The 26,634-nt window shown below is 65.2% G+C and carries 26 protein-coding genes; 13 read left to right on the top strand and 13 right to left on the bottom strand.

All coding sequences use genetic code 11. The features are described 5' to 3' along the window. Nucleotides 1-3: 3 nt before the first annotated feature. The gene (gene pbpG / locus ACQ4OD_RS05170) at nucleotides 4-927 is read right to left on the bottom strand and encodes a D-alanyl-D-alanine endopeptidase (RefSeq protein ID WP_046857753.1); all 924 of its coding nucleotides are present in this window, start codon (nucleotides 925-927) and stop codon (nucleotides 4-6) included. 287 nt (nucleotides 928-1,214) lie between these two features. Here pbpG and ACQ4OD_RS05165 point away from each other — a divergent pair, with 287 nt between their 5' ends. Then, entirely contained in the window at nucleotides 1,215-1,511 is a 297-nt protein-coding gene (locus ACQ4OD_RS05165) for a hypothetical protein (RefSeq protein ID WP_430943987.1), read from the top strand. A gap of 168 nt (nucleotides 1,512-1,679) precedes the next feature. Here the strand turns inward: ACQ4OD_RS05165 and ACQ4OD_RS05160 are convergent, their stop codons facing one another. Next, nucleotides 1,680-2,003: a DUF2388 domain-containing protein gene (locus ACQ4OD_RS05160; RefSeq protein ID WP_430943983.1), complete on the bottom strand. Its 324-nt coding sequence runs from the start codon at nucleotides 2,001-2,003 to the stop codon at nucleotides 1,680-1,682. Nucleotides 2,004-2,162: 159 nt separating this feature from the next. Here ACQ4OD_RS05160 and ACQ4OD_RS05155 point away from each other — a divergent pair, with 159 nt between their 5' ends. Further along, nucleotides 2,163-2,603 carry a GNAT family N-acetyltransferase gene (locus ACQ4OD_RS05155; protein ID WP_110699658.1) on the top strand — a complete coding sequence of 147 codons (441 nt, stop codon included), beginning with the start codon at nucleotides 2,163-2,165 and terminating at the stop codon, nucleotides 2,601-2,603. On the opposite strand, the gene ACQ4OD_RS05150 is transcribed toward ACQ4OD_RS05155, so the two are convergent. From ACQ4OD_RS05150 to ACQ4OD_RS05140, 3 genes are all read right to left on the bottom strand, one after another. After that, nucleotides 2,600-3,415: a protein phosphatase 2C domain-containing protein gene (locus ACQ4OD_RS05150; RefSeq protein WP_430943982.1), complete on the bottom strand. Its 816-nt coding sequence runs from the start codon at nucleotides 3,413-3,415 to the stop codon at nucleotides 2,600-2,602. The two genes, ACQ4OD_RS05155 and ACQ4OD_RS05150, sit on opposite strands and share 4 nt — an antisense overlap. A gap of 61 nt (nucleotides 3,416-3,476) precedes the next feature. Continuing rightward, complete coding sequence (locus tag ACQ4OD_RS05145; protein ID WP_139670443.1) at nucleotides 3,477-4,082, bottom strand: hypothetical protein; 606 nt, start codon at nucleotides 4,080-4,082, stop codon at nucleotides 3,477-3,479. A 79-nt stretch (nucleotides 4,083-4,161) separates the two neighbouring features. Beyond that, entirely contained in the window at nucleotides 4,162-4,653 is a 492-nt protein-coding gene (locus ACQ4OD_RS05140; protein WP_430943981.1) for a GNAT family N-acetyltransferase, read from the bottom strand. A gap of 196 nt (nucleotides 4,654-4,849) precedes the next feature. On the opposite strand from ACQ4OD_RS05140, the gene ACQ4OD_RS05135 reads away from it, so the two are divergent. Beyond that, nucleotides 4,850-5,113 (top strand): VOC family protein, encoded by a 264-nt coding sequence (locus ACQ4OD_RS05135; protein WP_430943980.1) that lies wholly within the window; start codon nucleotides 4,850-4,852, stop codon nucleotides 5,111-5,113. A 101-nt stretch (nucleotides 5,114-5,214) separates the two neighbouring features. Further along, nucleotides 5,215-5,694 carry a VOC family protein gene (locus ACQ4OD_RS05130; protein WP_198754263.1) on the top strand — a complete coding sequence of 160 codons (480 nt, stop codon included), beginning with the start codon at nucleotides 5,215-5,217 and terminating at the stop codon, nucleotides 5,692-5,694. Between the two features lie 13 nt (nucleotides 5,695-5,707). Here ACQ4OD_RS05130 and ACQ4OD_RS05125 read toward each other — a convergent pair whose 3' ends face one another. Together ACQ4OD_RS05125 and argC are read right to left on the bottom strand one after the other, a co-directional pair. Further along, nucleotides 5,708-6,394, bottom strand: a complete 687-nt coding sequence (locus ACQ4OD_RS05125; protein ID WP_139670447.1) for a GNAT family N-acetyltransferase — start codon at nucleotides 6,392-6,394, stop codon at nucleotides 5,708-5,710. Between the two features lie 72 nt (nucleotides 6,395-6,466). Then, entirely contained in the window at nucleotides 6,467-7,396 is a 930-nt protein-coding gene (gene argC / locus ACQ4OD_RS05120) for an N-acetyl-gamma-glutamyl-phosphate reductase (protein WP_430943979.1), read from the bottom strand. Nucleotides 7,397-7,518: 122 nt separating this feature from the next. Between argC and ACQ4OD_RS05115 the strand changes: the two genes are divergently transcribed. After that, the gene (locus ACQ4OD_RS05115) at nucleotides 7,519-8,400 is read left to right on the top strand and encodes a LysR family transcriptional regulator (RefSeq protein WP_430943978.1); all 882 of its coding nucleotides are present in this window, start codon (nucleotides 7,519-7,521) and stop codon (nucleotides 8,398-8,400) included. Nucleotides 8,401-8,405: 5 nt separating this feature from the next. Here the strand turns inward: ACQ4OD_RS05115 and ACQ4OD_RS05110 are convergent, their stop codons facing one another. Continuing rightward, a complete protein-coding gene (locus ACQ4OD_RS05110) occupies nucleotides 8,406-9,203 on the bottom strand; it encodes a helix-turn-helix transcriptional regulator (RefSeq protein WP_139670451.1) in 798 nt (265 codons plus the stop codon). Between the two features lie 313 nt (nucleotides 9,204-9,516). Between ACQ4OD_RS05110 and ACQ4OD_RS05105 the strand changes: the two genes are divergently transcribed. Both ACQ4OD_RS05105 and ACQ4OD_RS05100 read left to right on the top strand, forming a co-directional pair. After that, nucleotides 9,517-10,881 carry an APC family permease gene (locus ACQ4OD_RS05105; RefSeq protein WP_430943977.1) on the top strand — a complete coding sequence of 455 codons (1,365 nt, stop codon included), beginning with the start codon at nucleotides 9,517-9,519 and terminating at the stop codon, nucleotides 10,879-10,881. A gap of 17 nt (nucleotides 10,882-10,898) precedes the next feature. Next, the gene (locus ACQ4OD_RS05100; protein WP_430943976.1) at nucleotides 10,899-12,008 is read left to right on the top strand and encodes a P1 family peptidase; all 1,110 of its coding nucleotides are present in this window, start codon (nucleotides 10,899-10,901) and stop codon (nucleotides 12,006-12,008) included. 45 nt (nucleotides 12,009-12,053) lie between these two features. Here the strand turns inward: ACQ4OD_RS05100 and ACQ4OD_RS05095 are convergent, their stop codons facing one another. Next, on the bottom strand, nucleotides 12,054-13,385 hold the full coding sequence (locus ACQ4OD_RS05095; RefSeq protein WP_258701514.1) for an MFS transporter: 1,332 nt from the start codon (nucleotides 13,383-13,385) through the stop codon (nucleotides 12,054-12,056). A 297-nt stretch (nucleotides 13,386-13,682) separates the two neighbouring features. Between ACQ4OD_RS05095 and ACQ4OD_RS05090 the strand changes: the two genes are divergently transcribed. The 6 genes from ACQ4OD_RS05090 to ACQ4OD_RS05065 all read left to right on the top strand — a co-directional run bounded on the left by ACQ4OD_RS05090 (nucleotide 13,683) and on the right by ACQ4OD_RS05065 (nucleotide 20,427). Then, entirely contained in the window at nucleotides 13,683-14,780 is a 1,098-nt protein-coding gene (locus ACQ4OD_RS05090) for a sugar diacid recognition domain-containing protein (RefSeq protein WP_430943975.1), read from the top strand. Nucleotides 14,781-14,891: 111 nt separating this feature from the next. After that, nucleotides 14,892-16,031 (top strand): glycerate kinase, encoded by a 1,140-nt coding sequence (locus tag ACQ4OD_RS05085; RefSeq protein ID WP_430943974.1) that lies wholly within the window; start codon nucleotides 14,892-14,894, stop codon nucleotides 16,029-16,031. 306 nt (nucleotides 16,032-16,337) lie between these two features. Continuing rightward, nucleotides 16,338-16,811 (top strand): MarR family winged helix-turn-helix transcriptional regulator, encoded by a 474-nt coding sequence (locus ACQ4OD_RS05080; protein WP_038706300.1) that lies wholly within the window; start codon nucleotides 16,338-16,340, stop codon nucleotides 16,809-16,811. A 30-nt stretch (nucleotides 16,812-16,841) separates the two neighbouring features. After that, nucleotides 16,842-18,035, top strand: coding sequence for an HlyD family efflux transporter periplasmic adaptor subunit (locus ACQ4OD_RS05075; RefSeq protein WP_102682404.1), 1,194 nt, complete (start codon nucleotides 16,842-16,844; stop codon nucleotides 18,033-18,035). Beyond that, nucleotides 18,032-19,567: a DHA2 family efflux MFS transporter permease subunit gene (locus ACQ4OD_RS05070; RefSeq protein ID WP_102682405.1), complete on the top strand. Its 1,536-nt coding sequence runs from the start codon at nucleotides 18,032-18,034 to the stop codon at nucleotides 19,565-19,567. Before ACQ4OD_RS05075 ends, ACQ4OD_RS05070 begins: the two co-directional genes overlap by 4 nt. A 113-nt stretch (nucleotides 19,568-19,680) precedes the next feature. After that, on the top strand, nucleotides 19,681-20,427 hold the full coding sequence (locus ACQ4OD_RS05065; RefSeq protein ID WP_102682406.1) for an SDR family oxidoreductase: 747 nt from the start codon (nucleotides 19,681-19,683) through the stop codon (nucleotides 20,425-20,427). A 6-nt stretch (nucleotides 20,428-20,433) separates the two neighbouring features. On the opposite strand, the gene ACQ4OD_RS05060 is transcribed toward ACQ4OD_RS05065, so the two are convergent. The 4 genes from ACQ4OD_RS05060 to ACQ4OD_RS05045 form a co-directional block, all read right to left on the bottom strand. Continuing rightward, nucleotides 20,434-22,476 (bottom strand): PAS domain-containing protein, encoded by a 2,043-nt coding sequence (locus tag ACQ4OD_RS05060; protein WP_430943973.1) that lies wholly within the window; start codon nucleotides 22,474-22,476, stop codon nucleotides 20,434-20,436. Nucleotides 22,477-22,537: 61 nt separating this feature from the next. Beyond that, a complete protein-coding gene (mapR, locus tag ACQ4OD_RS05055) occupies nucleotides 22,538-23,947 on the bottom strand; it encodes a GntR family transcriptional regulator MpaR (RefSeq protein ID WP_110699617.1) in 1,410 nt (469 codons plus the stop codon). Between the two features lie 39 nt (nucleotides 23,948-23,986). Beyond that, entirely contained in the window at nucleotides 23,987-25,393 is a 1,407-nt protein-coding gene (gene ccoG, locus ACQ4OD_RS05050; protein WP_430943972.1) for a cytochrome c oxidase accessory protein CcoG, read from the bottom strand. A gap of 320 nt (nucleotides 25,394-25,713) precedes the next feature. Further along, complete coding sequence (locus ACQ4OD_RS05045; RefSeq protein ID WP_430943971.1) at nucleotides 25,714-26,469, bottom strand: hypothetical protein; 756 nt, start codon at nucleotides 26,467-26,469, stop codon at nucleotides 25,714-25,716. Nucleotides 26,470-26,634 lie beyond the last annotated feature (165 nt).

Raw genomic sequence — 26,634 nt, 5'->3', positions numbered from 1 at the left:
GTTTCAGTCCTGCGCCAGGCGCGCACGCTGTCTTTCGCTCTTGTATTGCATGGCCACCGCCGGCGCAGGCTTGGCACTGCCGGTTTCCAGCCACTGGCGCATGCGGCTGGCGTCGGCGAAGTGGGTGTACTTGCCGAAGGCGTCGAGGATCACCATGGCCACCGGCCGGTTGTCCATCTTCGTCAGCAGCACCAGGCAGTGCCCCGCCTCGTTGGTGAAGCCGGTCTTGGTCAGCTTGATGTCCCAGTTGCTCTTGTTCACCAGGTGATCGGTGTTACGGAAACCCAAGGTGTAATTGGGCTTGCGGAACGCCACGGTCTTTTCGCGGGTGACCGACAGCTCGCTGAGCATCGGGTACTTGCGCGAGGCCATCAACAGCTTGGCCAGGTCCTGGGCGGTGGAGACGTTCAAGGTCGACAGGCCGGTCGGCTCGACGTAGCGGGTGTGGCTCATGCCCAGGCTGCGGGCCTTGGCGTTCATCGCCTTGATAAACGCGCCGTAGCCACCGGGGTAGTGGTTGGCCAGTGAGTTGGCCGCACGGTTTTCCGACGACATCAGGGTGATCAGCAACGTCTCGCGACGGTTCAGCTCGCTGCCCAGCCGTACCCGGGAATACACGCCTTTCATCTCCGGGTTGTTGGCGATGGTCATGGTGAGCATCTCGTCCATGGGCAGCTTGGCGTCGAGCACGACCATCGCGGTCATCAACTTGGTGACCGAGGCGATGGGGCGCACGCGATCGGCGTGGCTGGAATACAGCTCCTTGTTGGTGTTGAGGTCGATCAACAGGGCGCTGCCGGACGCCAGGTGCAGTTTGCTCGGGTCACGCTGGACCTGGGCCGGGGGTTGTGCAGCAGCGGTCGACGGTAGGGTCGCGGTTCCTGTGAGCAACAGCAGCAGGCTGAGGATGGACAGGGAAGTTTTCACGTTGAGGCTCACTAAATGTTGGTATGTCGTTGGCTGTGCAAGGGTTTCCCCCAAAAAACCGTTGCATTCTGGAGTATGGCCGAACGGCTGTCGAATGCCTTATATCCAAAGGGCGTAACGTGAACGAAATTTAATCCGGTACCAATTCTGCACCAATGACTGCCGATTCCCCCTTGGCAAGCTCGGACAAGTCACTCGCTGAATTCATTGAAGTGGGGAAGACGCTGGCGGGCAGCGCCGATTTGAGCTATTGCTTCGATCTTGAACAACCACTCAAGGCGCGTGAGATGAAGCGATTACTGCTGTTGGCTTTGCTGGTAGCGTCAGGCGCGGCTCAGGCTGGTATTCCACTGCTGAACGCAACATGCCCTGGGAAAATTGAAGTCCACGCGGACGAGGGCGGCCCGATCTACATCAATGGCAAAGAGGGCAAACTGAAGAAGTTCAACGAGAACTACTTCGAAGCCAAAGCCAGCGGAGTGACCATTTCGATATCGATCAACCCGGACGGCTCCCCGAGCGTCTCATACACCGGAAGGAACCGGGCCAACGGCATTTGCCAGGTGAAGGCGCAGGGCTCTTAGGCTCTGTATGAAAAGCCTTGATACTCGGTGATGCTGCGTTGAAAACAGCCTGGTGCGCCAGCCCGGTCGGAATGCTCATTTACAACCCGTAAAGTCGGCGCGACTCCGACCGTTCCTCGGCTGTTTTCGCCTTGCCTGACCTTCGTCTCAAGGCTTTTCATACAGAGCCTAGATCGAAGTTACGATCGCAAGAGCCAGCTGCTCATCAGACATATAAGGTTGGCTGTAGGCTGAATGGTAGTACCGGACAGCTTGCTCAAATTGAGCTCCCCGTATCTCGCCACCTGAACCGATAAACGCCAGTGCGTCGGCTTTTGCCGATTTCATATTGGTATTCCAGACCGTCAGCGCCGTGGTCCCCCCAACAATTATAAAGGGGAGTAGTGTCGTACCATACGTCGCACTTTCGAATGGATCACTCGTTTCGTGCGCCATTGTAGGAGTGCAAGCACAGGCCAATAAAATCATGCCTAGAGTTCTCAAGAGGTCCATCCCCAACTTGCTTCCTGCTGCCCGGTAGAAGGGCGCTACCATAGCAGGGAAACAGGTTTCTGGCGTTACGCTCTGTACGTAAAGCCTTGATGTAACGTCAAGCAAATTTAACCCGGCGCGCTTGGCGCCGCCCCTCCATGGTCAACCGGACGACCTGCCATGACACTCGGTATCGATTTCACCGACCAGGCGACCAGCCTGCATCACGATGCAATTCTAAAACCCTTGCGCGCATTCAACGATGGCGTGATCGGCTCGCCCGGCGCGGCCACTGTCGCCTGGACGCTACGCGATCCTGCCAACGATGAAATCGTCGGTGGCCTTTATGCCAGGCTCGGCGGGGGCTGGATGTTCGTCGAACTGCTGGTGGTGCCCGAGCGGATGCGCGGGCAGGGCTGTGGGCGTGAACTGATGGCCAGGGCCGAGGCTCTGGCGAGGGAGAAGGGCTGTGGCGGGATCTGGCTCGACACCTTCAGCTTCCAGGCGCCGGACTTTTACCGCAAGCTGGGGTTCGAAGTCTTTGGCGAGATTGCCGATTTCCCGCCTGGACATACCCGCTATTTTCTGCACAAGCGCCTGGCCTGGCTCGCGGGGACTTAACCAACCCGCAACCAGATCGCCGAGGCGTCGTCGCTCATCTTGAAGCGCGGATAGCGCAGGCAGGCCGCATCGTCGTGCTCGATGCCGCGCAACGTGCGCGCCAGGTCATCGAGGCCATGAGCCAGCAGGCGCTCGATGAAACCGGCCGGGTCGTAGGCCCGGTAGGTGTCGAACAGCGCCGCGAAACCGTCACTCATCAACAGGATATCGTCGCCTCGGGCCACTGGAGCGCGACTGTAGAGCGTCCCTTCCCGGGACAACTGGGCATCGATGCCTAGCACGGCCCGGGGGCGTTCACGGGCTACCCGTCGGTCAGCCAGCACAGCTGGGGTGCGCACGCCATGGGCGCCGGTGCCGGGGCCAAGTGCCGTAGCCTCGGCACGCTCGGCCTCGCGGTCGGGCTCCGGGGTGAGGAAGTGAATTCCGCGCGCGCTGCGGTGCAGCACCACGCAGTCGGCCAGGTGCGCGCAGACCAGCTCTTCGCCTTCCAGCGCCACGGCGGCAAAGGCGGCACGTGGCAACTCCCAGGTGGCCACGGGCTCACGCTGGCGGTCTTGCAGATAGGCGTGGGCGATCGAGTCGAAGACTGACGCGCAGACCTGCCGCAGCGGCCCCGACGCCATGGCGAAGGCACGCTGGGCCGTGGCCGAGAGCCAGGCCGCGCCGCCGCGTTCACCCAGCAGGCCTGGGGCGCCGAGGTCGGTGGCGCCGTCGATCACCCAGGCATGACGGTCGGCACTGCCGAGGCGGTCGTCATTGGGCACATCGGTCTTGCCGGCCAGGCTCAGGGACTGGATCAGGTCGAAATGCATGGAGAACTCCGGATCGATGGGGTGCGACAACCTTGAACGCTGGGCCACCGAGCGTCAAATATCAGGGCGTGGGTGGGCGGTCCCAGCAGTCGCTGTCCAGGGCGCAGACGCCGTACTGCCGGTCCATCTGCGCCATGCGCTGCAGGTGGGCGTCGATGATGTCGCGGTTTACTTCGCTGTCGATGATGTAGCGGCTGTAACGATCGATCAGGCGGAGCTTCCAGTCCTCGCGAGTAGCTGCGTCCAATGTGTCGGGCGCGTTGGCCAGGCGTTGCAGGGTGAGGTCGTCGACGCGCTTGAGCTGATCGGTGAAGGTAGCGATGTAAAGGGCACGCTGCGCTTCCTTGTGGCGCAGGGTGTCGGCATCGAAAGCATCGAGGTTACGTTGCCATTGCGTCCAGTAGGCGTCCGGCAGCTGAAGGTCGCGCTTCTGGCGCAGCTTGGCGACGACCTGCGCATTGCTCTGGCGCGGTGCTGGTTGGCGGTTCTGGCTGGCCAGCGGATCCCGGGCGAGCGCCTGGGCGATCCAGGCATTGCGCGCCTCGCTGTCCGGCAGAACCGGGCCCAGTGGCGGGGCGTTGTCGGTGGTGGCGCGAGGCAGGCCATTGCAGCCGGTGAGTGACAGGAACAGCGACAGGATCAGCAGGGCCGGGAGGTTGTAACGCAACTTGAATCTTCCTTGAGTAACCGCACAATCAGGGCGGATGCACGAGAGGTATCGGCGCTTGCGCGGCTGACTTGAGCGCTCAGCCGAGGTGCTTGGCCATTTCCGTGGTAGGCGCCCAGCCCATGCCGGCGTAGACCGGGCGGCCCACCGCGGTGGCATGCAGGACGGCAAAGCCCAGGCCGCGCCGGGTGAACTCTGCCTCGGCCAGACGCATCAGTTTCGACGCCAGCCCCCGGCGGCGATGGGAAGGTTCCACGTAGACATTGAGCACATAGCCGCGCTGGTCGTGACAGGGATGCGCCGGGTGCGGCGGCCAGTCGATCGACATCAGGCCGATGGCCGCCACCGGCTGCTCGTCATCCAGCAGCACGAACCCGTAGTAACGACCATCGGCCAGGCGTGGTTGCAGCCAGGGCCGGAAGTGTTCGGTCATGGTTTGCAGGTTTAGAGGGTCGCCACCGGCCTCCAGGAACATGGCCTCGCGTTGGGCGCAGACCATGGCCTGGTCGCCCGGCAGCAAGCGGCGCAGGACCAGCCCGGGAAAATCGCTGGTGGTGGGCAGTTCGTTCATGGCAGCTCCCTTGGTTACAGGCTTCGATCCTAGGCGTGGCGGACAATTGCCGTTAGACACAGATGGCGAGCAAACCCGGCATACAGCACCCTTGTTGCTGTCTGCGTTTATTTCAAAGTGTTCGCCACGAAGGCTTTTGCGCCTATGAAATCGAGCGCCGCGCGGGCGGCGCTCGATTTCATAGGCGCTGTAAGGGTTGCGGCGGGCACCTGGAGGCCTGCTCTTCACCGAGCAGGACCTGTGGCGGCAAGCGCCAGGTTGCGCCGGCACCTTCTACCTGGTGATCGAGGACGTCGAGGGTTACTACGCCAAAGTCCGTGAGCAGGCGGACATCGCCTGGCCATTGCAGGACACGGCCTATGGCTCGCGTGAATTCGGTGTGCGCGATTGCAACGGCTACTACCTGGCGTTCAGCCAGCGCCACGGTGACGCCGTGCAAGCCGCATGGGTCGCCTCCTGAGCCAGGGGAGCTGACTGGTCAGCCGTTGATCGCGCTTGCCCAGGGCAGGTGGATCCGGGGACTAGACTCGTGGGCAGTGAGACCCGCCCAGGAGAGCGCCCATGACCGCCAAGAACACCGTTTGCCTGTGGTACGACAACGACGCCGAGGACGCGGCGAACTTCTACGCCAGCACCTTTCCCGACAGCCGCGTGACCGCGGTGCACAAGGCGCCCGCCGACTACCCTTCGGGCAAGGCGGGCGACGTGATCACCGTCGAGTTCACCGTGATGGGCGTGCCCTGCATCGGCCTGAACGGCGGCAAGGCGTTCAGCCACAGCGAGGCGTTCTCGTTCCAGGTGGCGACCGACAGCCAGGAAGAGACCGACCGCTACTGGAACGCCATCGTCGGCAATGGTGGCAGTGAAAGTGTCTGTGGCTGGTGCAAGGACAAATGGGGTCTGTCCTGGCAGATCAGTCCACGGATACTCACCGAGGCCGTTGCCAGCGCTGATCACGGCGTGGCGAAGCGGGCGTTCGAGGCGATGCTGCAGATGGGCAGGATCGATATCGCCGCCATCGAGAAAGCCATCAAGGGCTGAACCGAGGGGCGCCTCAGTGCACGCGCTTGCGTTCGCTGACGCATGCCCTCGCTTGCTCGGCCAGCGTATCCAACCGTGCGTCGCGCAGCCGTTCGGCCTCGACCATCGTCGCCTCGCCCTGCTGCTTGAGCAGGTAGGCATGGATCTGCCGCACCTCGACGGTCTGGTAGATCGGCGCGATGTCCAGTCGCCCGATCAGTGCGTCGCTGGCCTTGCCGGTACTGCTCATCAATACCTGCGGCCCGGCGCTGGCGACTACCTGCAGGCCCATGTTCTCGAACCACGGCACTTGCTGGGCAAAGGCGCTCAGCTCGACACAGGCATAGCGGCCACGCACGGCATCCAGCAGGCCACGGGCGATGCCTTGGCGGCGGTGGCTGGCGTCCACGGCGAGGTAGGCGAGGGCGCAGGCTTGCGGGTTGTCCTGGGCCGGCAGTACCAGGGCAAAGCCGAGCAACCGGTCCGGCGCGTCGGCATCCAGGGCGAGGGTCAGTTCGACCCGCAGGCCGCGGTTGCCGTCCAGGGCCATCAGGTACTGGTGCACCTCCAGGCCGACACCATATTGGTACAGCGGGTACAGCGGGTTGTCCGGGCTGATGGCGACGCTGCTGAGCTGACCGACATGGTCGATCACCAGTTGGCGGATCTGGTTCTGGAAGGATTCGGGCGGCACGCCGTCAAGGCGGCGGAGGATGAACATCGCGGGTGGAACTCCGGCAAGGTGTGAAACACCCGCCCCGGACGAGGCGGGTGTCCATTCTACCCGCAGATGCTAGCGCAGCCCAGCCAGCATCAGGTCGAGGTTCTGCACGGCGGCGCCCGACGCGCCCTTGCCCAGGTTGTCGAACACCGCGGTCAGCAGCACCTGGCCGTGCTCGGGGTTGGCGTACAGGGCCAGGCGCAGGTCATTGCTGTCGTTCAGCGCCTGCGGGTCGAGCGCCGCGGCCGCGCCATGCTGGTGCAGGGGCATGACCTGCACGTGCCGGGCACCCTGGTAGTGTTGTTCCAGGCAGGCTTGCAACTGCTCGGCGCTGACGCCGGGCAGCAGGCGCAACTGCAGGGGGATGCTCAGCACGATGCCCTGGCGGTAGTCGCCGTAGCCAGGGACGAACACCGGCCTTGCGCTGAGCCCGGCGTGTCGCTGGATCTCCGGCACATGCTTGTGGGCCAGTTCCAGGCCGTACAGCTGCAGCGTCGGCAGGTAATCATCGCTGCGCCGTTCATGGCGCTCGACGGCGGCACGGCCACCGCCGGAGTAGCCGGAAATGGCATGGATGCTCAGCGGGTAGTCGGCGGGCAGCAGGCCGGCCTGGACCAGCGGATGCAGCAGGGCGATGGCGCCGGTGGGGTAGCAGCCGGGGTTGCTGACCCGGGTGGCCGTGGCGATGCGCTCGGACTGCTCGGCGTTCAGCTCCGGCAGGCCGTAGACCCAGCCTGGAGCTGTACGGTGCGCCGAGCTTGCGTCGATCACCCGCACCGCCGGGTTGCGCAGGGTGGCCACGGCCTCGCGGGCGGCTTCGTCGGGCAGGCAGAGCAGGGCGATGTCGGCGCTGTTGATAGCCTCGCTGCGACGGGCCGGGTCCTTGCGCTCGGCCTCGGGCAGGGTTAGCAGGCGCAGGTCATCGCGGCCTTGCAGGCGGGCATGGATCTGCAGGCCGGTGGTGCCTTGGTCGCCATCGATGAAGACGAGGGGTTGGTGCATGTCGATTATCCGGTGACGAGGGTGATGGCTAATCCTCGCCGCTCACTGGACGAAAGAAAATTTGAATATCATGATGGCCACGTTCAGTAATCCTGAATTGATAGCCGCTCCTGCGAGATCCCATGCGAGAAATCAGCCTCGACCGCCTGCGCACCCTGGTGGTGATCGCCGACTGCGCGTCCTTCGCGCAGGCCGCCCGCCAGCTCAACCTGGCGCCCCCGACCATCAGCCTGCATGTGGCCGAACTGGAGGCGCGCATCGGTGCCCCATTGCTCACCCGCATGCGCGGCCAGGTTCGCCCCACGACCGTCGGCGCGACGCTGCTGGCCCGCGCCCGGCGCCTGCTGGCCGATGCCGACCAGGCGCTGGACGAGGTGCGCCGCCAGGTCGAGGGCCTGACCGGCCGGGTGCGCCTCGGCGCCTCGACCGGCGCCATCGCCCACCTGTTGCCCCAGGCCCTGGAAACCCTGCGGGTGGACCACCCCGGGATCGACGTGCAGGTCCAGGTGCTGACCTCGCAGGCCTCCCTGGCGCGTCTGCGCGAAGGCACCCTGGACATCGGCCTGGTGGCGCTGCCGCAGGTGGCGGGCAAGGGCTTGAGGATCACGCCGTGGCGGCGCGATCCGATCATGGCCTACGTGCCCGCCGACTGGCAGCCGCCGGCGCGGGTCACCCCGGCTTGGCTGGCCGGTAGGGCGCTGATTCTCAACGACAGCACCACCCAGCTGTCGCGGGTCACCTCGGAGTGGTTCGCCACGGCGGGGCTGTACCCCGAGCCGCGAATCGAGCTGAACTACAACGATGCGATCAAGAGCCTGGTGGCCGCCGGGTACGGGGCCACCTTGCTGCCGCAGGAAGGTGAGGTGCGTCAGCCGCAGGCGCGCATTGCCCAACGGCCGCTGCGGCCAGGTTTGTGGCGCCAGCTGGGCATCGCCTGCCGCGAAGGTGAGGTGGAGCGGGCGACCGGGCATGTACTGGAGGCACTTGGGCGGTTGCGCCAGTGACATTTTCAAGGGTCCTGCGGATCGTGCCCCAACGATTGCAGAAACAATGAGAACAGCTCCGGTTGCGACGAGATGTCCAGCTTGGCGTAGAGGTGCCGGCGGTGCACCTTGATGGTCTCCGGTGAAATGGCCAGCCGCTCGGCCATGGCTTTCGATGAATAACCGCGCAGGATAAGCCGGGCGATCTCCAGCTCGCGCTCCGACAGCACCTTGGCGCCGAACAGGCTCATGGCGTCGCGCACCTGGTGGGCCATGCCCGCCGCTGGCGCCGGGCGCAGGCTGTGCTGCTGCCAGTGCTGGGTCATCAGCGCGACCACCCACGGACATACTAGCGCCAGCAGGCCGTGGCTGGCGCTGTCGAACCGTTCGCGCCGGCCCAGCGACAGGGACAGGGCGCCGCTGTCGCCGAGCTGGACGATGAACTGCACCTCGTCCTCCAGGACATGGTCGTGGAAGTACTTGAGGTAGTACTCGCTCTGGCGGAACTGGTCCGGCGCCACTTCTTCCAGGCGATGCAGGCCATCGCCGATGCGCTCCTGGCAGGCCTGGTAGAACGGGTCGAGCTGATACAGGCCACTCAGGTACAGGGCCATGGCCTCGGGGTTGCCTTCACCCCGCGCGTCGAAAATTTCCAGTGCCCGGGGCAGCCCGGTACGGGGGTAGAACATCGCCAGGGCATTGTCGAATGCCAGCCATTGCTGCAGCAGCAGGATCAACTGGCGCCAGAAGCGCGGCTGGCCGATCTGCTCGACGGTGCGGGCAAGGCCCGCGTGGGCGCTGGCTTCGGTGAACAGGTGGTGCATGGGCCCCCGTGGCTTACGCCAGTTGCAGGTCAGGTATATCGCAGATTTCCCGATCGCAATGGGTGCGTGGGAGCGGGCTTGCCCCGCGATGGCGTCGGATCAGGCAACCCTGAGTCATCGCGGGGCAAGCCCGCTCCCACAAGTTTCGACCTGCGATTGCGCAGTCTCGGGAGGTTTCCCGCTCCCCGTCAAGGGGCGTACCCCCTAAGGGTAATTGGCCAAAGGCTTGTCCAGGCCTACAGTCCGGCTCAGGTCCAGCGGCCGCGCGACCGGTTTTCCCCTCACAACCAATAACAATCAGAGGAAAAACGCCATGAGCTCCAGCGAAGAGCCCGCAAGCGCGCTCAAGCAGCGCCTGGGTGTGTTCGACGTGGTCGCCATCACTGTTTCCGCGGTGACCCCGGCCAGTTCCGTGTTCGTCATTGCCCCGTTCGCCATCCAACAGGCCGGCAGTGGTGCGTTTCTGTCCTTCATCATGGCGGGTGCGCTGGCGTTGATGTTCGCCTGGTGCTACGCCGAACTGGGGCGCGCGCACAGCTCTGCCGGCGGCGAGTATGTGTACGCCAAGCGCGTGTTCGGCGGGCTGGCGGGCTATGCCACCTTTCTCACCGTGCTGGCCTCGATGCTGTTCATTCCGCCAGTGCTTGCAGGTGGCGCCGCCACCTACCTGAACAATGCCCTGGGCACGCGTTTCGACACCCAGACCGTGGCGCTGGTGATCGTCGTCTCCAGCTATGCGCTGGGTATTCTCAACATCCGCCTGAATGCCTGGATCACCGGGGTGTTCCTGTTCTGCGAGGTCGCCGCGCTGCTGGTGATCGTGATTCTGGGGTTCGGCAATGCCAGCCAACCGGCGGCGAGCCTGTTGCAGCCGCAGATGCTCGAGCAAGGGGTGCTGACGACGGCACCCTGGGCACTGGTGCTGGGCGCGGTGGGCATGGCGCTGTTCGCCTTCAATGGCTATGGTGGCGCTGTGCTGCTGGCCGAAGACATGAAGGACCGTGGCCGCACTGTGCACCGGGCGGTGCTGTGGTCACTGGCGGTGGTGGTGGCGATCGAGGTGATCCCGCTGGCCGCGCTGCTGGTCGGCGCGCCGTCGCTGCAGGCGATGCTGGCCAGCGGCGATCCGATCGGCTACCTGCTGACCGCCCATGGCAACGAGACCCTGGCGCGGCTGGTCAGCGCGGGGATCTTCCTCTCGGTGTTCAACGCCATCGTGGCCATTGTCATCCAGGTCGGCCGGGTGGTGTACAGCAGCGGGCGCGACGCGATCTGGACGCCCACGCTCAACCGTGCCTTCACCCTGATCCATCCGCGCTGGGAGTCGCCGTGGCTGGCCACGCTGTTCCTCGCCGTGCCGTCGGCCTTGCTGAGCCTGTCCGGCAGCCTGGAGGAACTGACCTCGTTCACCGTGCTGCTGTTGCTGCTGATCTACCTGGTGGTGGCCGCATGCGCCCTGTGCAGTCGGGTACTGCGCCGCGACCGAGAGCATCCGTACCGTATGCCGCTGTGGCCGTTGCCGGCGCTGCTGGCGGTCAGCGGCGCCGGCTGGCTGCTGGTGACCCTGCTGCGCGAGGCGTCCCTGCGCGACCTGTTGATCATCCTCGGGCTGCTGGCCGTGTCGGTCACGCTGTACAGCACCCACGGCCGGCTCAGCCCGACCTTCCAGAAATTGTGAGCATCCAAGGAGTACACATGCGTGCGCGTCAACTGGGCATCACCCTCGGCCACGGCACCCCGGGCCCGTTCAATGCCATCACCGACGTACCAGGGGTGCGGGTCGGCCACAGCACCCTGATCGACGAACAACGCCCGGCGCCGATCCGCACCGGGGTGACGCTGATCGAGCCCCGCGCAGGCGCGGCCCGTCAGCAACCCTGTTTCGCCGGCTGCCACGTGCTCAACGGCAACGGCGACGCCACGGGCCTGGAGTGGATCCGCGAGGCCGGTTTGCTGACCACGCCGATCGCCATCACCAATACCCACAGCGTCGGCGTGGTGCGCGATGCGCTGATCGCCGCCGAACGCGAACGTCTGCCGGATGCCTCAGTGTACTGGTGCATGCCGGTGGTGATGGAAACCTACGATGGCCTGCTCAATGACATCTGGGGCCAGCACGTGACCCCGGCGCAGGTACGCCAGGCACAGGAAGCGGCCACCTCGGGGCCGGTGCAGGAAGGGCCGGTGGGCGGTGGCACGGGGATGATCTGCCACGAGTTCAAGGGCGGCATCGGCACCGCCTCGCGGCGCCTGGAGGACGGGCAGGGCGCCTGGACCGTAGGCGCCCTGGTCCAGGCCAACCATGGCCAGCGGCGCGAGTTGCGGGTGGATGGCTACCCGGTGGGGCGTCAGCTGGGGCATTTGCCGTCGCCTTTCGCCGAACCTGTGACCGGCACCCCGGGGATGGGCTCGATCGTGGTGGTGATTGCCACCGACGCGCCGCTGCTGCCACATCAGTGCCAGCGTCTGGCCCAGCGCGCGTCGATCGGCATCGCCCGTACTGGTGGCGGCACCGAGGACTCCAGCGGCGATATCTTCCTGGCGTTCTCCACCGGTAACCAAAATCTGCCGCCGGCGGACTATGCACGCAAGGGGCTGGAACAATGCACCGAGTTGCGCATGCTCAACAACGACCATATTTCGGCGTTGTTCATGGCGGCGGCGGAAGCGGTGGAGGAGGCGATCGTCAATGCCTTGCTGGCGGGACGCACGATGCAGGGCAAGGGAGGCGTGGTGGTGCCGGCGCTGGACGGGGATACCTTGCTGACGGCATTGCATGAAGCCGGTTGGAAACCTCGCGACTAGCGTGGTGGCCATCGCGGGGCAAGCCCGCGATGGCCTCGTCGGCACCTACTGGCGAACGCCTGCCAGGGCGCTGCTGGTGCTGCGCGAAACGCGCAAAGCCACCAGGCTACCGACCACGATCAACCCGGCCAGCGCATACAGCGCCGCATCGGTCGAGCCGGTCTGGTCCTTGATGAAGCCCACCAGGTAGGGGCTGAGGAAGCCGGCCATCTGTCCCACCGAGTTGATGATCGCCAGGCCCGCCACGGCGGTGCCGGCGGTGAGCAGCGCGGTCGGCATCGGCCAGAACATCGGCAGGCCGGTCAGCGCGCCCATGGTGGCGATGGACAGGCCGAGGATGGCGATGGTCGGGTGGGCGGCGAAGTTCACCGCGATCAACAGACCCAGCGCCCCCATCAGCATCGGTACCACGAGGTGCCAGCGGCGTTCGTTGCGCAGGTCCGCCGAGCGGCCGACGACAATCATGAACACACCGGCCAGCAGGTATGGGATGGCGCTGAGCCAGCCGATCAGCAGGGGGCTGTCGAAGCCCATGTTCTTGATGATCGACGGTAGCCAGAAGTTGATGGCATAGACACCGCTCTGGATGCAGAAGTAGACGAAACCGAAGGTCCAGATCAGCGGGTTGCCCAGCACCGACATCACGCTGTCGCCGCGGGTGGCCGGCTTGCCGGCGGCGTCGGCCGTAAGATCCGCCTCGATCAGCTGGCGTTCGGCCGGGCTCAGCCAGCGGGCGCTCTGGTAGCCGTCGCTGAGCAGCACGATGGCCAGCGCGCCCAACACGACGGTAGGCAAGCCCTGGATCAGGAACATCCACTGCCAGCCGGCCAGGCCGTGCTGGCCCGCGGCGAAGTGATCGAGGATCCAGCCGGAGAACGGCCCGCCCAGCAGCCCGGACACCGGGATCGCCGACATGAACAGGGCCATGATGCGGCCGCGCCGGTCCGCCGGGAACCAGCGCGAGAGGTACAGCACCACGCCCGGGAAGAAGCCCGCCTCGGCGGCGCCGGTCAACAGGCGCAGGGTGTAGAACTCGGTGGGGGTGGTGACGAACAGCAGGCAGGTGGACAGGCTGCCCCAGGCGATCATCATCAGCGCGATCCAGCGCCGCGGCCCGAAGCGGTTGAGCGCCAGGTTGCTGGGCAGGCCGCAGAGCACGTAGCCGATGAAGAAGATGCCGGCGCCGAGGCCGTACACGGTTTCGCTGAATTTCAGTGCGTCGAGCATCTGCAGCTTGGCGAAGCCGACGTTGACGCGGTCGAGGTAGTTGAACAGGTAGCAGATGAAAATGAACGGGATCAGCCGCAGGGTGATGCGCCGGTAGAGCGCGTTGCGGGTGATCTCGTTGCCTTGGTCAGGGGCGGGGCTGTGTGCCATGATCGGGTTCTCTGTTGTTATGGTTGTCACCGCGTCGCCTGTGCCGGCGCTCGCCTGGAAAAGTCTCGGGCAGTGTAGCGCGGCTGTCTTTGTGCTTTTGCACAGCTTCAGGCATGGGCTGCTGTGCCCCCGACCAAAGCCCAGGCCCCGCACGAAAGGTATCTGCACTCGCCCATACTGCGTTGAAACGGGGCTCGGAATGCTCATGTACTCCAGTACACTGCGCTTCCTCCCCCCCGTTTCGCCTTGTCTGGCCTTCGCGCAGACACATTTCGTACAGAGCCTGAGGATTCTTAAATGTTCGAGCTGGACCACGACCTGGCCCAGGACATCGTCGACCGGGCGATGGCCATCCTGCCGTGCAACGTCAACGTGATGGACAGCCAGGGGCTGATCCTGGGCAGTGGCGAGGCCGAGCGCATCAACACCCGCCACGAAGGCGCGCAGCTGGTGCTGGCCAACGGGCGCATCGTCGAGCTGGACGTGGAGGCGGCCAAGTGCCTCAAGGGCGTGCAGCCTGGCGTCAACCTGCCATTGATGCTCGATGGCCGGCTGATCGGCGTGCTCGGCCTGACCGGTGACCCGCAACAGTTGCGCACCTACGGCGAGCTGGTGCGCATGACCGCCGAGATGCTCCTGGCTCAGCGCCATCTGCAGGTGGAGCAGCAGTGGCGTCGCCAGCGCTGCGACGACCTGCTGGCGCTGTTGCTGGGCGGCAGCGGCGACTCGCCGCGGCTGGTCGATGAAGCCCGGCAACTGGGGCTCAAACCGAACCTGCCACGCATTGCCTGCCTGTTCGAGTTGCGTGGCAGCCCGCCTGCCGAGGCGCTCTCGGCCTGGCTGATGAGCCGCTACCCGGACAGCTGGTGTGTCAGCCCTGCGCGCCAGTCGCTGCTATGGTGCCGGCCGGCCGGCGTGCCGCTGGACGAACCGCGCCTGCTCGAACGCCTGCAGCGCCACGGCTGGGACGTCGAGCGCCTGGCTCTGGGCAGCCCGGCGCAGAGCCTGGAGCAACTGCGCCGCAGTTACCGGCGGGTGCGCGATCTGCTGGCTTACGGCCGTGAGGTGCTGCCCGACGAGCGCCTGCTGAGCCTGGCCCGCTATCGCCTGCCGGCGCTGCTGTGGCGGCATCGCAACGACGATGCGCTGGACGAGCTGCTCGAACCCTTGCAGCGCATTCGCGCCAAGGATGCCAGCGGGCAATTGCTGCTCACCTTGCGCGCCTGGTGCGCCCATGAGGGGCAGAGCCAGGCCTGCGCCGAGGCGCTGGGTATCCACCGCAACAGTTTGCGCTACCGGCTGGAGCGCATTGCCGAGGTGGGGGAGGTGGATCCGTTGCGCATGGAGGGGATGCTGAGCTTGTACCTGGGGTTGCAGCTGTTGCCGGCGGACTGACGGCTGGCAAAGGCATTCGCCCAAACAACCGCCCCTGGGTTTTGTGCATCCGACCGAGGCCAGTGCACCGCGCACCTGTCAGCATGCGCGGAACAGGACAGGAGAATCCCCATGAAAATCGTCATCGCCCCCGATTCGTTCAAGGACAGCCTCGATGCCTCCGGCGTCGCCCGCGCCATCGCCAGCGGGCTGGCCGAAGTGTGGCCGGCTTGCGAGCGCATCGAATGCCCGATGGCCGATGGCGGTGAAGGCACCATGGAGGCGATCGTCGCCGCCAGTCAGGGCGAGCTGCTCCGCCAGGTGGTGCGCGGCCCGCTGGGCGAGCCTGTCGAGGCCGCCTGGGGCTGGCTGGCCGAGAGCCGCACGGCGGTGATCGAGATGGCCCAGGCCAGTGGCATCCAGCTGGTGCCCAACGGACAGCGCGACGCTTGCCGCAGCAGCACCTGGGGCACCGGCGAGCTGATCGCCGCGGCGCTGGCGGCTGGCGCCTCGCGGATTGTCCTGGCCATCGGCGGCAGCGCCACCAATGACGGCGGCAGCGGCATGCTGCGTGCGTTGGGCCTGCGCCTGCTGGATGCCCGGGGCGAGCCGTTGGCCGAGGGTGGCCTTGCCCTGGCGCAGCTGGCGCGCATCGACGCCAGCGGCCTGGACCCACGTTTGGCGCGGGTGCAGGTGGATGTTGCCGCCGATGTCGACAATCCGCTGTGCGGCGCCAATGGCGCCTCGGCGATCTTCGGCCCGCAGAAGGGTGCCAACCCCGAGCAGGTGCAGGCCCTGGACCAGGCCCTGGCGCGGTTCGCCGATCATTGCGCGGACGTGCTCGGCAAGGATGTGCGTGATGAGCCAGGCAGTGGCGCGGCCGGAGGCATGGGCTTTGCGGCCAAGGCATTCATGGGCGCGCAGTTCCGCCCAGGGGTCGAGGTGGTCGCCGAGCTGGCCGGGCTCGATGCCCTGGTGCAGGGCGCGGATCTGGTGATTACCGGCGAAGGGCGTTTCGATGCCCAGACCCTGCGCGGCAAGACGCCCCTCGGGGTGGCGCGGGTGGCCAAGCGCCACGGCGTGCCGGTGGTGGTGCTGGCGGGCACGCTCGGTGCGGGCTACGAGCAACTGTATGGGCAGGGCATCGATGCGGCCTTCGCCCTGGCCAGCGGGCCGATGAGCCTGGAGCAGGCTTGTGCCGAGGCGGGGGCGTTGCTCAAGGCGCGGGCCGCGGATGTGGCGCGGTTGTGGCAGGTGGCGCGCCAGCACTGACGACGTCACAAGACAACCAGGCTCCATGAGGGTGATCCGGTCCCTGTAGGCGCAGCTGTCTTGGGTTGCTTGCAAGGGCCTCATCGCTGGCAAGCCAGCTCCCACAGGGACGGTGCTTGCCCGCCAAGCAGGTGCCACCCATCTCGATGCGCCGCCTCAGGCGGCGCTCCTTGCCTGTCCTCACGCAGCAAAGCGCTGACGCTTTCAGCCCCTCCCGATAAATATTTATTTAGCCTCCTAATCAAAGCTTTGACATTCACTGCCTAAGCAGTAATATTTTCACACAATTGCCCGAGCAGACCGCCGATGTCCCATTTCACCCCGGAAAACTTCCAGACCTGCGCCATCGGCATGCTGCTCGGCCGCGCCGCGCTGCTCAAGGACCGCATCCTCGACTGGCACCTCGAAGCCGACGGCGTCACGGCCGCCCAGTTCAAGGTGCTGATCATCGTCACCCAGTACCAGGTCGATACCCCGGCCGAACTGTGCCGCTACCTCGGTTTGGACAGCGGTTCGATGACCCGCATGCTCGACCGCCTCGAGCAGAAGGGCTTGATCCTGCGCAACCGCTGCCCCGACGACCGCCGCCAGGTGCGCCTGGCCCTCACCGCCGACGGTCAGCGCCTGGCCGACCGCCTGCCCCAGGTCGGCGCGGCGGCAATGAACGAACTGGTCGGTGTGCTGCAGCCCGAGGAGCTCAAGACCCTTGAGCAACTGCTCGCCAAAGTCCTGCTCAGCGCCGGCGACCCCCTGACGATCCGCCGTTTCGGCGATCGTTGATCCCAGTCACGCATTTTCCAAGGTATTGTCATGGCCACTCCCGCTGACACCTCCACCCCGGCACCCGCGCCTGACAACTCGGGCAAGCGCAAGGCCTGGCTGCTCGCCCTGTTGCTGATCCTGATCCTCGCCGGGGCCGGCACCTGGGCCTGGTACAGCCTGGTCGGGCGCTGGCACGAAAGCACCGACGATGCCTACGTCAATGGCAACGTCGTGGAAATCACCCCGCTGGTGACCGGCACCGTCACCAGCATCGGCGCCGACGATGGCGACCTGGTGCATGCCGGCCAGGTATTGCTGCGCTTCGACCCGGCCGACAGCGAGGTTGCCCTGCAGGCTGCCGAGGCCAAGCTGGCGCGTACCGTGCGCCAGGTGCGCGGGCTGTACAGCAATGTCGACTCGCTCAAGGCGCAGTTGCAGACCCGCCAGGCCGAGCTGCAGAAGGCCCAGCAGGACTACAACCGGCGCAAGGTGCTGGCCGACAGCGGTGCCATCGCCGCCGAGGAAGTCGCCCACTCCCGTGATGACCTGACCGTGGCCCAGGCCGCCGTCAACAGTGCCCGCCAGCAACTCAACACCAGCACCGCGCTGGTCGACGACACGGTGGTCTCGTCGCACCCGGAAGTGATGGCCGCCGCCGCCGACCTGCGCCAGGCCTACCTGGACCATGCCCGCACCACGCTGGTGGCGCCGGTCACCGGCTATGTCGCCAAGCGCACCGTACAACTGGGCCAGCGCCTGCAGCCGGGCACCGCGACCATGGCGGTGATCCCGCTGGACGAGGTGTGGGTCGACGCCAACTTCAAGGAAACCCAACTGCGCGACATGCGCATCGGCCAGCCGGTGGAAATCACCGCCGACCTGTACGGCAGCGAAGTGACCTACTCCGGCACTGTCGACAGCCTCGGCGCCGGCACCGGCAGCGCCTTTGCCCTGTTGCCGGCGCAAAATGCCACCGGTAACTGGATCAAGATCGTCCAGCGGGTACCGGTACGCATCCATCTGGACCCTGAACAGCTGAAGACCCATCCGCTGCGCATCGGCCTGTCCACCGTCGCCGAAGTCGACCTGCACGACCAGAGTGGCCCGGCCCTGGCCCAGCAACCGCCGCAGCAGGCCAGCTACACCACCGAGGTGTACGACCGCCAGCTGGTCGAGGCCGATGACCTGATCGCCCGGCTGATCCACGAGAACAGCGCCACCGGCAAGACGGCCCAGCGATGAGCCAGGCGGCCCCCGCGCAGTTCACCCCGCCGAGCCTGCTGCTGACCACGATCGGGCTGTCCCTGGCGACGTTCATGCAGGTGCTCGACACTACCATCGCCAACGTGGCGTTGCCGACCATTTCCGGCAACCTCGGGGTGAGCTCGGAGCAGGGCACCTGGGTGATCACCTCGTTCGCGGTGAGCAACGCCATCGCGCTGCCGCTGACCGGCTGGCTGAGCCGGCGTTTCGGCGAAGTGAAGCTGTTCATCTGGGCCACGCTGCTGTTCGTGCTGGCGTCGTTCCTGTGCGGTATCGCCCAGTCGATGCCCGAGCTGGTGTTCTTCCGGGTGCTGCAGGGGGTGGTGGCCGGCCCGCTGTACCCGATGACCCAGACTTTGCTGATTGCCGTGTATCCGCCGGCGAAACGGGGGATGGCCCTGGCGTTGCTAGCGATGGTCACGGTGGTCGCGCCGATTGCCGGGCCGATCCTTGGCGGCTGGATCACCGACAGCTATAGCTGGCCGTGGATCTTCTTCATCAACGTGCCGATCGGCCTGTTCGCCGCCGCCGTGGTGCGCCAGCAGATGCGCACGCGCCCGGTGGTCACCAGCCGCCAGCCGATGGACTACATCGGCCTGCTGACCCTGATCGTCGGTGTCGGCGCCTTGCAGGTGGTGCTGGACAAGGGCAACGACCTGGACTGGTTCGAGTCGTCGTTCATCGTCATCGGCACGCTGATCTCGGTGGTGTTCCTGGCGGTGTTCGTCATCTGGGAGCTGACCGACCGCCACCCGGTGGTCAACCTGCGCCTGTTCGTGCACCGCAACTTCCGTATTGGCACCCTGGTGCTGGTGGGCGGCTACGCGGGGTTCTTCGGCATCAACCTGATCCTGCCGCAATGGCTGCAGACCCAGATGGGCTACACCGCCACCTGGGCGGGCCTGGCGGTGGCGCCGATTGGCCTGTTGCCGGTGCTGATGTCTCCGTTCGTGGGCAAGTACGCGCACCGTTTCGACCTGCGCCTGCTGGCCGGCATCGCCTTCCTGGCGATCGGCGCCAGCTGCTACATGCGCGCCGGCTTCACCAACGAGGTGGACTTCCTGCACATCGCCCTGGTGCAGCTGTTCATGGGCATCGGCGTGGCGTTGTTCTTCATGCCGACCCTGAGCATCCTGCTGTCGGACCTGCCACCGCACCAGATCGCCGACGGTTCGGGGCTGGCGACGTTCCTGCGCACCCTGGGCGGCAGCTTCGCCGCGTCGCTGACCACCTGGATCTGGATACGCCGGGCCGACCAGCATCATGCCTACCTCAGCGAGCACATCAGCACCTTCGAGCCGGCCACCCGCCAGACCCTGGAACAACTGGGCGGTGCCAGCCCGCAGAACTACGCGAAGCTGGAGCAGATCCTCAACAGCCAGGCGTACATGATGTCGACGGTGGACTACTTCACCTTGCTGACCTGGGTATTCGCCGGGTTGATCCTGCTGGTGTGGCTGGCCAAGCCACCGTTCACGGCCAAGGCCGCGCCGGCGTCGGCGGGGCATTGAGAGCAACCTGCGGGGGCGGCCCGACAAGCCCCTTTTACGGTGGGGCCGCAGGTTTTCAAATGATGGCATTTCCCCTAATCTTGTAGGTCTTTTCCGGACTACTTGGCAGGCTCATGGACAAGGTCATCGTCATCACCGGCGCCAGCCGGGGCATCGGCGCCGCTACCGCGTTGCTGGCGGCGCAACAGGGTTACCGCATCTGCATCAACTACCACGCCGATGACCAGGCCGCCGAGGCGATGCTGGCGCAGGTCCGCGCGCTGGGCGCGGACGCCATCGCGGTGCGCGCCGACGCCAGCGTCGAGGATGAAGTGGTACGGCTGTTCCACTTCGTCGACCAGGAGCTCGGGCCGGTCACCGCGCTGGTCAACAACGCCGGGACCATCGGCCAGCAGAGCCGGGTCGAGGAGATGTCGGAGTTTCGCCTGCTCAAGGTGATGAAGACCAATGTGGTCGGGCCGATGCTGTGCGCCAAGCATGCCTTGCTGCGCATGGCCCGACGGCATGGCGGGCAGGGCGGGGCGATCGTCAATGTGTCGTCGGTGGCCGCGCGCCTGGGCTCGCCCAACGAATATGTCGACTACGCCGCGTCCAAGGGCGCGCTGGATACCTTCACTCTCGGCCTGGCCAAGGAAGTGGCGGGCGAGGGGGTACGGGTCAACGGCGTGCGCCCGGGGTACATTCACACCGGCTTCCATGCCCTGAGTGGCGATCCGGACCGGGTCGGCAAGCTCGAGCCCGGCCTGCCGATGGGGCGTGGCGGCAAGCCTGAGGAAGTGGCCGAGGCAATCATGTGGCTGCTGTCGGACAAGGCCTCCTATTCGACCGGCAGTTTCATTGACCTGGGCGGCGGGCGCTGACCTGGGTCATCCGGCGCTCAACAAATGGGCCACCGCGTCGGTAATGGCCGTCAGTTCGAACGGTTTGCGCAGTACCTGCGTACGTGGGGGCAGTTGCCCATCGGCGAGCGCCGCGCTTTCGTCATAACCGGTGATGAACAGCACCGGCAACGTCGGATGCAAGGCACGGCTCGCCTCAGCGACCTGGCGACCATTGAGGCTGCCAGGCAAGCCGATATCGCTGATCAACAATTGTGGAATCAGCCCCCCTTCGAGCATAGTCAGCGCCGCGGCACCGTCGCCTGCGCCATGCACTTCATGCCCGAGTTCCTCCAGCAGCTCACCGATTACCAGGCGCAGCGCGGCCTGGTCCTCGACCAGCAGGATGCGTGCCTGCCCGAGGTGCACCAGCGGTGTGGCCTGCGGCAGCGCCTGCGGTAGCGCTGGCGCCTCATGGTGGTGTGGCAGGTAGAGTTCGACCCGCGTACCTTCGCCCACGGTCGAGCGGATCCGCAACTGGCCGCCGGACTGGCGTACGAAGCCGAAAGCCATCGATAGCCCCAGCCCGGTCCCTTGGCCGAGCGGCTTGGTGGTGAAGAACGGGTCGATTGCCCGTTCGATCACCTCCGGCGTCATGCCGCGACCATTGTCCTCGACATTGAGTTGCAGGTAATCGCCTGCCGGGAGGTCGAGCGCTGCGGCGCTCGTTTCGTCCAGATGGCAGTTCTCGCAGCTGATCTCGATTCGTCCTCCATTGGGCAGGGCGTCGCGGGCATTGATGCACAGATTGAGCAGGGCGCTTTCCAGTTGCGGGGGATCGATGAAGGTCGGCCAGAGCTGCGGTGCGCAAGCGACACTGAGATCAATGGCCGGTCCCACGCTACGGCGGATCAGATCCTCCATGTCGAGGACCAGCGCGCCAACTGCGGTAGCCCGTGGCAACAAGGTCTGGCGTCGCGAGAACGCCAGCAGGCGATGCACCAGTGCCGCAGCCCGTCGTGCCGAATCGCTGGCGGTATCGAGCAAGGCAGGGATCTCTTCGTGGCGTGCCTGGCCCAGGCGTTGGCGCATCAGCTCCTGGGCGCCGAGTATGCCACCGAGCAAGTTGTTGAAGTCATGGGCGATGCCGCCGGTAAGCTGGCCGACGGCTTCCATCTTCTGCGCCTGACGCAAGGCCTCCTCGGCCTCGAGCAGGCGCTTCTGCTCGTTGGCCTGACGGCTGATGTCGTAGACGAACAGGTAGGCGCCGACAACACCGCCGTCGGCGTTGCGCAGGGGGTTGAAGCGCAGTTCGAAATGTCGCCGGTAGTTGCCGCGCCCATATTCGATCACTTCGATGAAGCTTTCGCCCGCCAGCGCCCGGTGCCAGAGCGCCACCGAGCGCTGGTACTCATCGGGGAAACCGTCCAGGCAATCGGCCAGGCGATCACCTGCCTTCAGCGTGCGCCCGAAAAGAAACTGGAAATCCTTGACCGCACGGGTATTCACAGCAAGAAAACGTAGCGAGGTGTCCACCACCTGGACGCGCGCCACGCTGTGCTCGACCAGTTCGGCGAACAGGCTGCGTTCGGCCAGGGCGTCAGCCACGCGTTGTTCGAGATGGTCGTTGAGCTGTTGCAGTGCGGTTTCCGCCCGACGTCGCTCGGTAACGTCCTGGAACAGCACCGCCACCTGATTGCGCTCGGCGGGCTCGATACGGAAGGTGGTTACCGCCAGGATCCTGCCGGTGGCCACCAGTTCCTGTTCGAACTGCAATGGTTGGCCAGTGCGCAATACCTGGCCGTAGCGGGCCACCCAGTCGTCGGCCTCGTCGGGCACCATCTCCCGCAGCTTCTGTCCGACTACATTGGGTATGCCGGCATGGCGGGCGTAGGCGGCGTTGGCGACGACATGGATGTAGTCGCTGAGCGGCCCATGGGGACCGTCGAAGAACTCGATGACGCAGAAGCCCTCGTCCATGGTGTCGAACAAGAAGCGATAAAGGCTGTTGTCGATGTCCTTGCGTTGGGCGAGCTGGCTTTCGAGTTCGGCATTGCGCTGGCGCAATGCTTGGATTTCACGTTCGGGCATGCAGGTGTCCGGAGTCCGGCGTTGGGCGTGAACCAACTGTATCCTGCATGCCCATCGGCGGCTAGAACGAACGCACGATCCGCCCGAGGGTCTCCATGGCCTGCTCCGCGCCATCGCCCCAAGGGCTGCCATAGTTCAGGCGGATGCAGTTGCCGAAGCGCCGGGTCGGCGAGAAGATCGGCCCAGGGGCGATGCTGATGCCCTGGGCCAACGCCATGTGGAACAGCTTCAGCGCGTCCATCTGTTCGGGCAGTTCCAGCCACAGGAAGTAGCCGCCGGAAGGCTGGCTGACCCGGGTCTGCGCCGGGAAGTGGCGGGCGATGGCGGCGAGCATGTTGGCCTGCTGGCCCTCCAGCGCGTAGCGCAGCTTGCGCAGGTGGCGATCGTAGCCGCCGTGCTGCAGGTAATCGGCGATCGCCGCCTGGGCCGGCATCGAGGCGCACAGCGAGGTCATCAGCTTGAGCCGCTCGATCTTCTGCGCGAAGCGCCCAGCGGCGACCCAGCCAATGCGATAGCCTGGGGCCAGGCTCTTGGCGAACGAGCCGCAATGCATCACTAGCCCTTCGGTGTCGAAGGCCTTGGCCGGCTTCGGCGCCTGCTGCGAGTAGTACAGCTCGGCGTAGACGTCATCCTCGATCAGCGGCACCTGGTGGCGGCGCAGCAGCTCGACCAGTTCCTGCTTCTTGGCCTCCGGCATGCTCGCGCCCACCGGGTTCTGGAAGTTGGTCATGCACCACACGGCCTTGACCGGGTGCTTGTCCAGGGTCTGGGCCAGCACGCCGAGGTCCATGCCCTCGCGCGGGTGCACCGGGATTTCCACCGCCTTGAGCTTGAGGCGCTCGAGCACCTGCAGGCAGGCATAGAAGGCCGGTGCCTCGATGGCCACCAGGTCACCGGGCTGGGTCACGGCCTGCAGGCACAGGTTCAAGGCTTCCAGCGCGCCGTTGGTGATCAGCAGCTCTTCCATCGGCAGCATCAGCCCGCCGACCATGTAGCGCAGGGCGATCTGCCGACGCAGTTGCGGGTTGCCCGGCGACAGGTCGGTGACCACCATGCGTGGGTCCATGGCCCGGCTGGCGCTGGCCAGCGAACGGGATAGGCGCTGCAGCGGGAACAGGCTCGGGCTGGGGAAGGCCGAGCCGAACGGCACGGTGTGCGGGTCCTTGATCGAGTCGAGGATCGAGAACACCAGGCCGCTCACATCCACATCGGTGGACTCGCTGGCCGGCGCCTGGGGTTGCGGCTCGCAGAACGGCCGCGGCGCGTGGGCGTTGACGAAGTAGCCAGAGCGCGGCCGCGCGCGGATCAGGCCGCGGCGCTCCAGCAGGTAGTAGGCCTGGAACACGGTGGACGGGCTGACCCCGTGGGTCTGGCTGGCGTAGCGCACCGAGGGCACCCGCTGGCCGGGGCCGAGCACCCCGGAGCGGATCAGTTCGGCAATGTCGTCGGCGAATCGTTCGTAGCGTTTCATTGTGTTTTTGGCAGGCAAGGTGAGTGTCAGTGTAAGGGGTCAGCGATTCATCGGCGCGACGAAACGGCTGTGCGCAGTGCTGCGGATCCCCGGCTGGTCGCTGTCCTGGATCTCGAAGGTCAGTTCCTGGGAACTGCTGGTCGGGCGATCGGCAAGCATCGCCACCGACACCGGCAGTTCGCTCATCTCGCCGGAGGCCAGGGTGAATTCGGTGCGGCCGTGCAGCTCGAAGCCGTCGGCGTCAACCAGGCGCAGACGATAGTGCTGGGGTTCCTGGGTCTTGTTGATGATCTTGAGCAGGTAGATGTTCTCGATCTGGCCCAAGGCGTTCTCGCGGAACAGGCCACGGTCCTTGATCACGTCCATCGATACCATCGGGCGCATCTGCAGGGCGACCACCAGGGCGCCGATCATCACCGTCAGCGCGGCGGCGTAGCCGAGCAGGCGAGGGCGCAGCCAGTGGGTCTTGCCGCCTTGCAGGTTGTGTTCGGATTTGTAGCCGATCAGGCCGCGCGCATAGCCCATCTTGTCCATCACCCCATCGCAGGCGTCGATGCAGGCGGCGCAGCCGATGCAGGCCATTTGCAGGCCTTCGCGGATATCGATGCCGGTGGGGCACACCTGCACACACAGGGTGCAGTCGATGCAGTCGCCCAGGCCCTGGCTGCGCGCGTCGCTGCCTTTCTTGCGCGGGCCACGGGCTTCACCGCGGCTGGGGTCGTAGGCCACTGCCAGGGTGTCCTTGTCGAACATCACGCTCTGGAACCGTGCATAGGGGCACATGTGCATGCACACCGCTTCGCGCAGCCAGCCGGCATTGAGATAGGTGGCGGCGGTGAAGAACAGCACCCAGAACAAGGCTACCCCACCCAGCTCGAAGGTGAAAAGTTCGGTAGCCAGCGGGCGGATGGGCGTGAAGTAGCCGACGAAGGTCAGCCCGGTGAGCACGCCGATGGCCAGCCACAGGCCATGCTTGAGGCCGCGACGGGCGATCTTCTCCGGGCCCCACGGCGCGGCGGCCAGCTTGATGCGCTGGTTGCGGTCGCCCTCGGCGATCTTCTCGCACCACATGAACAGCCAGGTCCAGGTGCTTTGCGGGCAGCTGTAGCCGCACCACACGCGCCCGGCGAACACGGTGATGGCGAACAGGCCGAAGGCGCAGATGATCAGCAGCGCCGACAGCAGGATGAAGTCCTGCGGCCAGAAGGTCGCGCCGAAGATATGGAACTTGCTGTCGGCCAGGTCCCAGAGCACGGCCTGGCGGTCGCCCCATTGCAACCAGGCGGTGCCGAAGAACAGCACGAACAGCAACCCGGCGAAGGCGATCCGCAGGTTGCGGTAGAAGCCGGTGAAACTGCGTGTATGAATGCCACCGGCCACCTGGCTTTTGCTCTTGTGGGTGGTGGGGGCAATCTCGATGACTCGGAAGGGGATTCTGTCGCTCATGGTTCGTCGCTCATCAGGCCTCGATCAGGCCAGGGCACTATGGCCCTCGATCTGTTTTCAGCACAGGCCCAGGTATTGAGATAAAAACCATATCAGATGAGAGGTGAGTTTGTTGAGGCCTTGTATTTCGGTGCTTGGCGTACTGGATTGCAGATGCCTGCGGCTATCCACCGCACCTTTGTTTAGTGGTATTGGCCGCTTTGCGTCCCATCGCCGGGCTGGCTGAAAGAGAATCGCCGGATCGTATCGCGCTTCGACAGGCTCGCGAAAAGCTATGCCGCCACGAGGTCACCACCCAGAACGCAAGCGCCCCCGCTCCGTTAAAGCTGCATTACGGCGAGCGCCCTGCGCAGAGGCTCGTCGGATATCTGGATAGGGCCGTGAAATGGCACGTCCATGTCCAATACGAGGTACACGGAAGCCGAAATAAGCAATGAAGAAATGATGAACATCGCTATTACCATCGAATTATGGGGCGCGCGGTATCCAAAACTGGCGAAAATGAGCGTCAACCAAGCAGCAAGCATCCCGATAAGCGGGCCGGGAATTGCCCCCTCTGACTGCTCGACGATCCTCCAGCGTTGCTCGATGAGCGAATGATATTGCTGACGAATATCCTGCAGCATCGTTTCATGGTAACGGTCCGGCGGCTTAATAACGGCCAAAGATTTTCCTATGTCATCCAAGTATTTAGCTGCTTCGCTGTTACGATGTTGCAGCGCCTCGTCCCCCCGGTACGGCGTCGCGATAGCGTGCTCAAGATAGATGATCAGTCGGTTGCGAGTCTCTTGGGCCGAATCGCCATAGCCCCGCAGTGTCCGATCAAAAATGATCATGCTGGTTGCATACCCATGGAAGTTTGCATCAATGGACTCGAAGGTATTTTTGGCAGAATTGATCATCAAGCCAAAGACCAGTGATGTCATAACCACAAAAATGTTAGCTACCAGGCGAATTACTGTATTTGTGTCTTCATCCCTGTGGTGGGATGCCAGCTTTGGGTACCACAGCATCATGAGCAGCGAGGCGGCGACCAAGCACCCAAAAATGGCCAGTGCGATCCAGAGAGCGTTCATGCATCAGGGACCTGATCAATCTGAGTCAAGCCTTAAAAGATAGACCGTGACCGACCGCTATGATTGGAAAGCTGCTGGCCGTGGATGGCCGCTTCCGACCCAGGCAGCCATTCTGCATCGGCAGTAATCGGCCAGCAGGCCCGCCAGGGTGCGGGGCCACGCTGA

This window comes from Pseudomonas sp. WC1 (assembly GCF_050586565.1).
In the GTDB taxonomy this organism is placed as follows: Bacteria; Pseudomonadota; Gammaproteobacteria; order Pseudomonadales; family Pseudomonadaceae; genus Aquipseudomonas.
Note: the sequence above shows the minus strand (reverse complement) of the source record. Positions and strands in the feature narration are given on the sequence as shown.

Excerpts from the sequence above, each read along its gene's own strand:
- ACQ4OD_RS05165 (WP_430943987.1), top strand. The coding sequence starts at position 1,215 with ATGAAGCGATTACTGCTGTTGGCTTTGCTGGTAGCGTCAGGCGCGGCT.
- ACQ4OD_RS05160 (WP_430943983.1), bottom strand. The coding sequence starts at position 2,003 with ATGGACCTCTTGAGAACTCTAGGCATGATTTTATTGGCCTGTGCTTGC.
- ACQ4OD_RS05155 (WP_110699658.1), top strand. The coding sequence starts at position 2,163 with ATGACACTCGGTATCGATTTCACCGACCAGGCGACCAGCCTGCATCAC.
- ACQ4OD_RS05150 (WP_430943982.1), bottom strand. The coding sequence starts at position 3,415 with ATGCATTTCGACCTGATCCAGTCCCTGAGCCTGGCCGGCAAGACCGAT.
- ACQ4OD_RS05140 (WP_430943981.1), bottom strand. The coding sequence starts at position 4,653 with ATGAACGAACTGCCCACCACCAGCGATTTTCCCGGGCTGGTCCTGCGC.
- ACQ4OD_RS05130 (WP_198754263.1), top strand. The coding sequence starts at position 5,215 with ATGACCGCCAAGAACACCGTTTGCCTGTGGTACGACAACGACGCCGAG.
- ACQ4OD_RS05125 (WP_139670447.1), bottom strand. The coding sequence starts at position 6,394 with ATGTTCATCCTCCGCCGCCTTGACGGCGTGCCGCCCGAATCCTTCCAG.
- argC (WP_430943979.1), bottom strand. The coding sequence starts at position 7,396 with ATGCACCAACCCCTCGTCTTCATCGATGGCGACCAAGGCACCACCGGC.
- ACQ4OD_RS05115 (WP_430943978.1), top strand. The coding sequence starts at position 7,519 with ATGCGAGAAATCAGCCTCGACCGCCTGCGCACCCTGGTGGTGATCGCC.
- ACQ4OD_RS05110 (WP_139670451.1), bottom strand. The coding sequence starts at position 9,203 with ATGCACCACCTGTTCACCGAAGCCAGCGCCCACGCGGGCCTTGCCCGC.
- ACQ4OD_RS05105 (WP_430943977.1), top strand. The coding sequence starts at position 9,517 with ATGAGCTCCAGCGAAGAGCCCGCAAGCGCGCTCAAGCAGCGCCTGGGT.
- ACQ4OD_RS05100 (WP_430943976.1), top strand. The coding sequence starts at position 10,899 with ATGCGTGCGCGTCAACTGGGCATCACCCTCGGCCACGGCACCCCGGGC.
- ACQ4OD_RS05095 (WP_258701514.1), bottom strand. The coding sequence starts at position 13,385 with ATGGCACACAGCCCCGCCCCTGACCAAGGCAACGAGATCACCCGCAAC.
- ACQ4OD_RS05090 (WP_430943975.1), top strand. The coding sequence starts at position 13,683 with ATGTTCGAGCTGGACCACGACCTGGCCCAGGACATCGTCGACCGGGCG.
- ACQ4OD_RS05085 (WP_430943974.1), top strand. The coding sequence starts at position 14,892 with ATGAAAATCGTCATCGCCCCCGATTCGTTCAAGGACAGCCTCGATGCC.
- ACQ4OD_RS05080 (WP_038706300.1), top strand. The coding sequence starts at position 16,338 with ATGTCCCATTTCACCCCGGAAAACTTCCAGACCTGCGCCATCGGCATG.
- ACQ4OD_RS05075 (WP_102682404.1), top strand. The coding sequence starts at position 16,842 with ATGGCCACTCCCGCTGACACCTCCACCCCGGCACCCGCGCCTGACAAC.
- ACQ4OD_RS05070 (WP_102682405.1), top strand. The coding sequence starts at position 18,032 with ATGAGCCAGGCGGCCCCCGCGCAGTTCACCCCGCCGAGCCTGCTGCTG.
- ACQ4OD_RS05065 (WP_102682406.1), top strand. The coding sequence starts at position 19,681 with ATGGACAAGGTCATCGTCATCACCGGCGCCAGCCGGGGCATCGGCGCC.
- ACQ4OD_RS05060 (WP_430943973.1), bottom strand. The coding sequence starts at position 22,476 with ATGCCCGAACGTGAAATCCAAGCATTGCGCCAGCGCAATGCCGAACTC.
- mapR (WP_110699617.1), bottom strand. The coding sequence starts at position 23,947 with ATGAAACGCTACGAACGATTCGCCGACGACATTGCCGAACTGATCCGC.
- ccoG (WP_430943972.1), bottom strand. The coding sequence starts at position 25,393 with ATGAGCGACAGAATCCCCTTCCGAGTCATCGAGATTGCCCCCACCACC.
- ACQ4OD_RS05045 (WP_430943971.1), bottom strand. The coding sequence starts at position 26,469 with ATGAACGCTCTCTGGATCGCACTGGCCATTTTTGGGTGCTTGGTCGCC.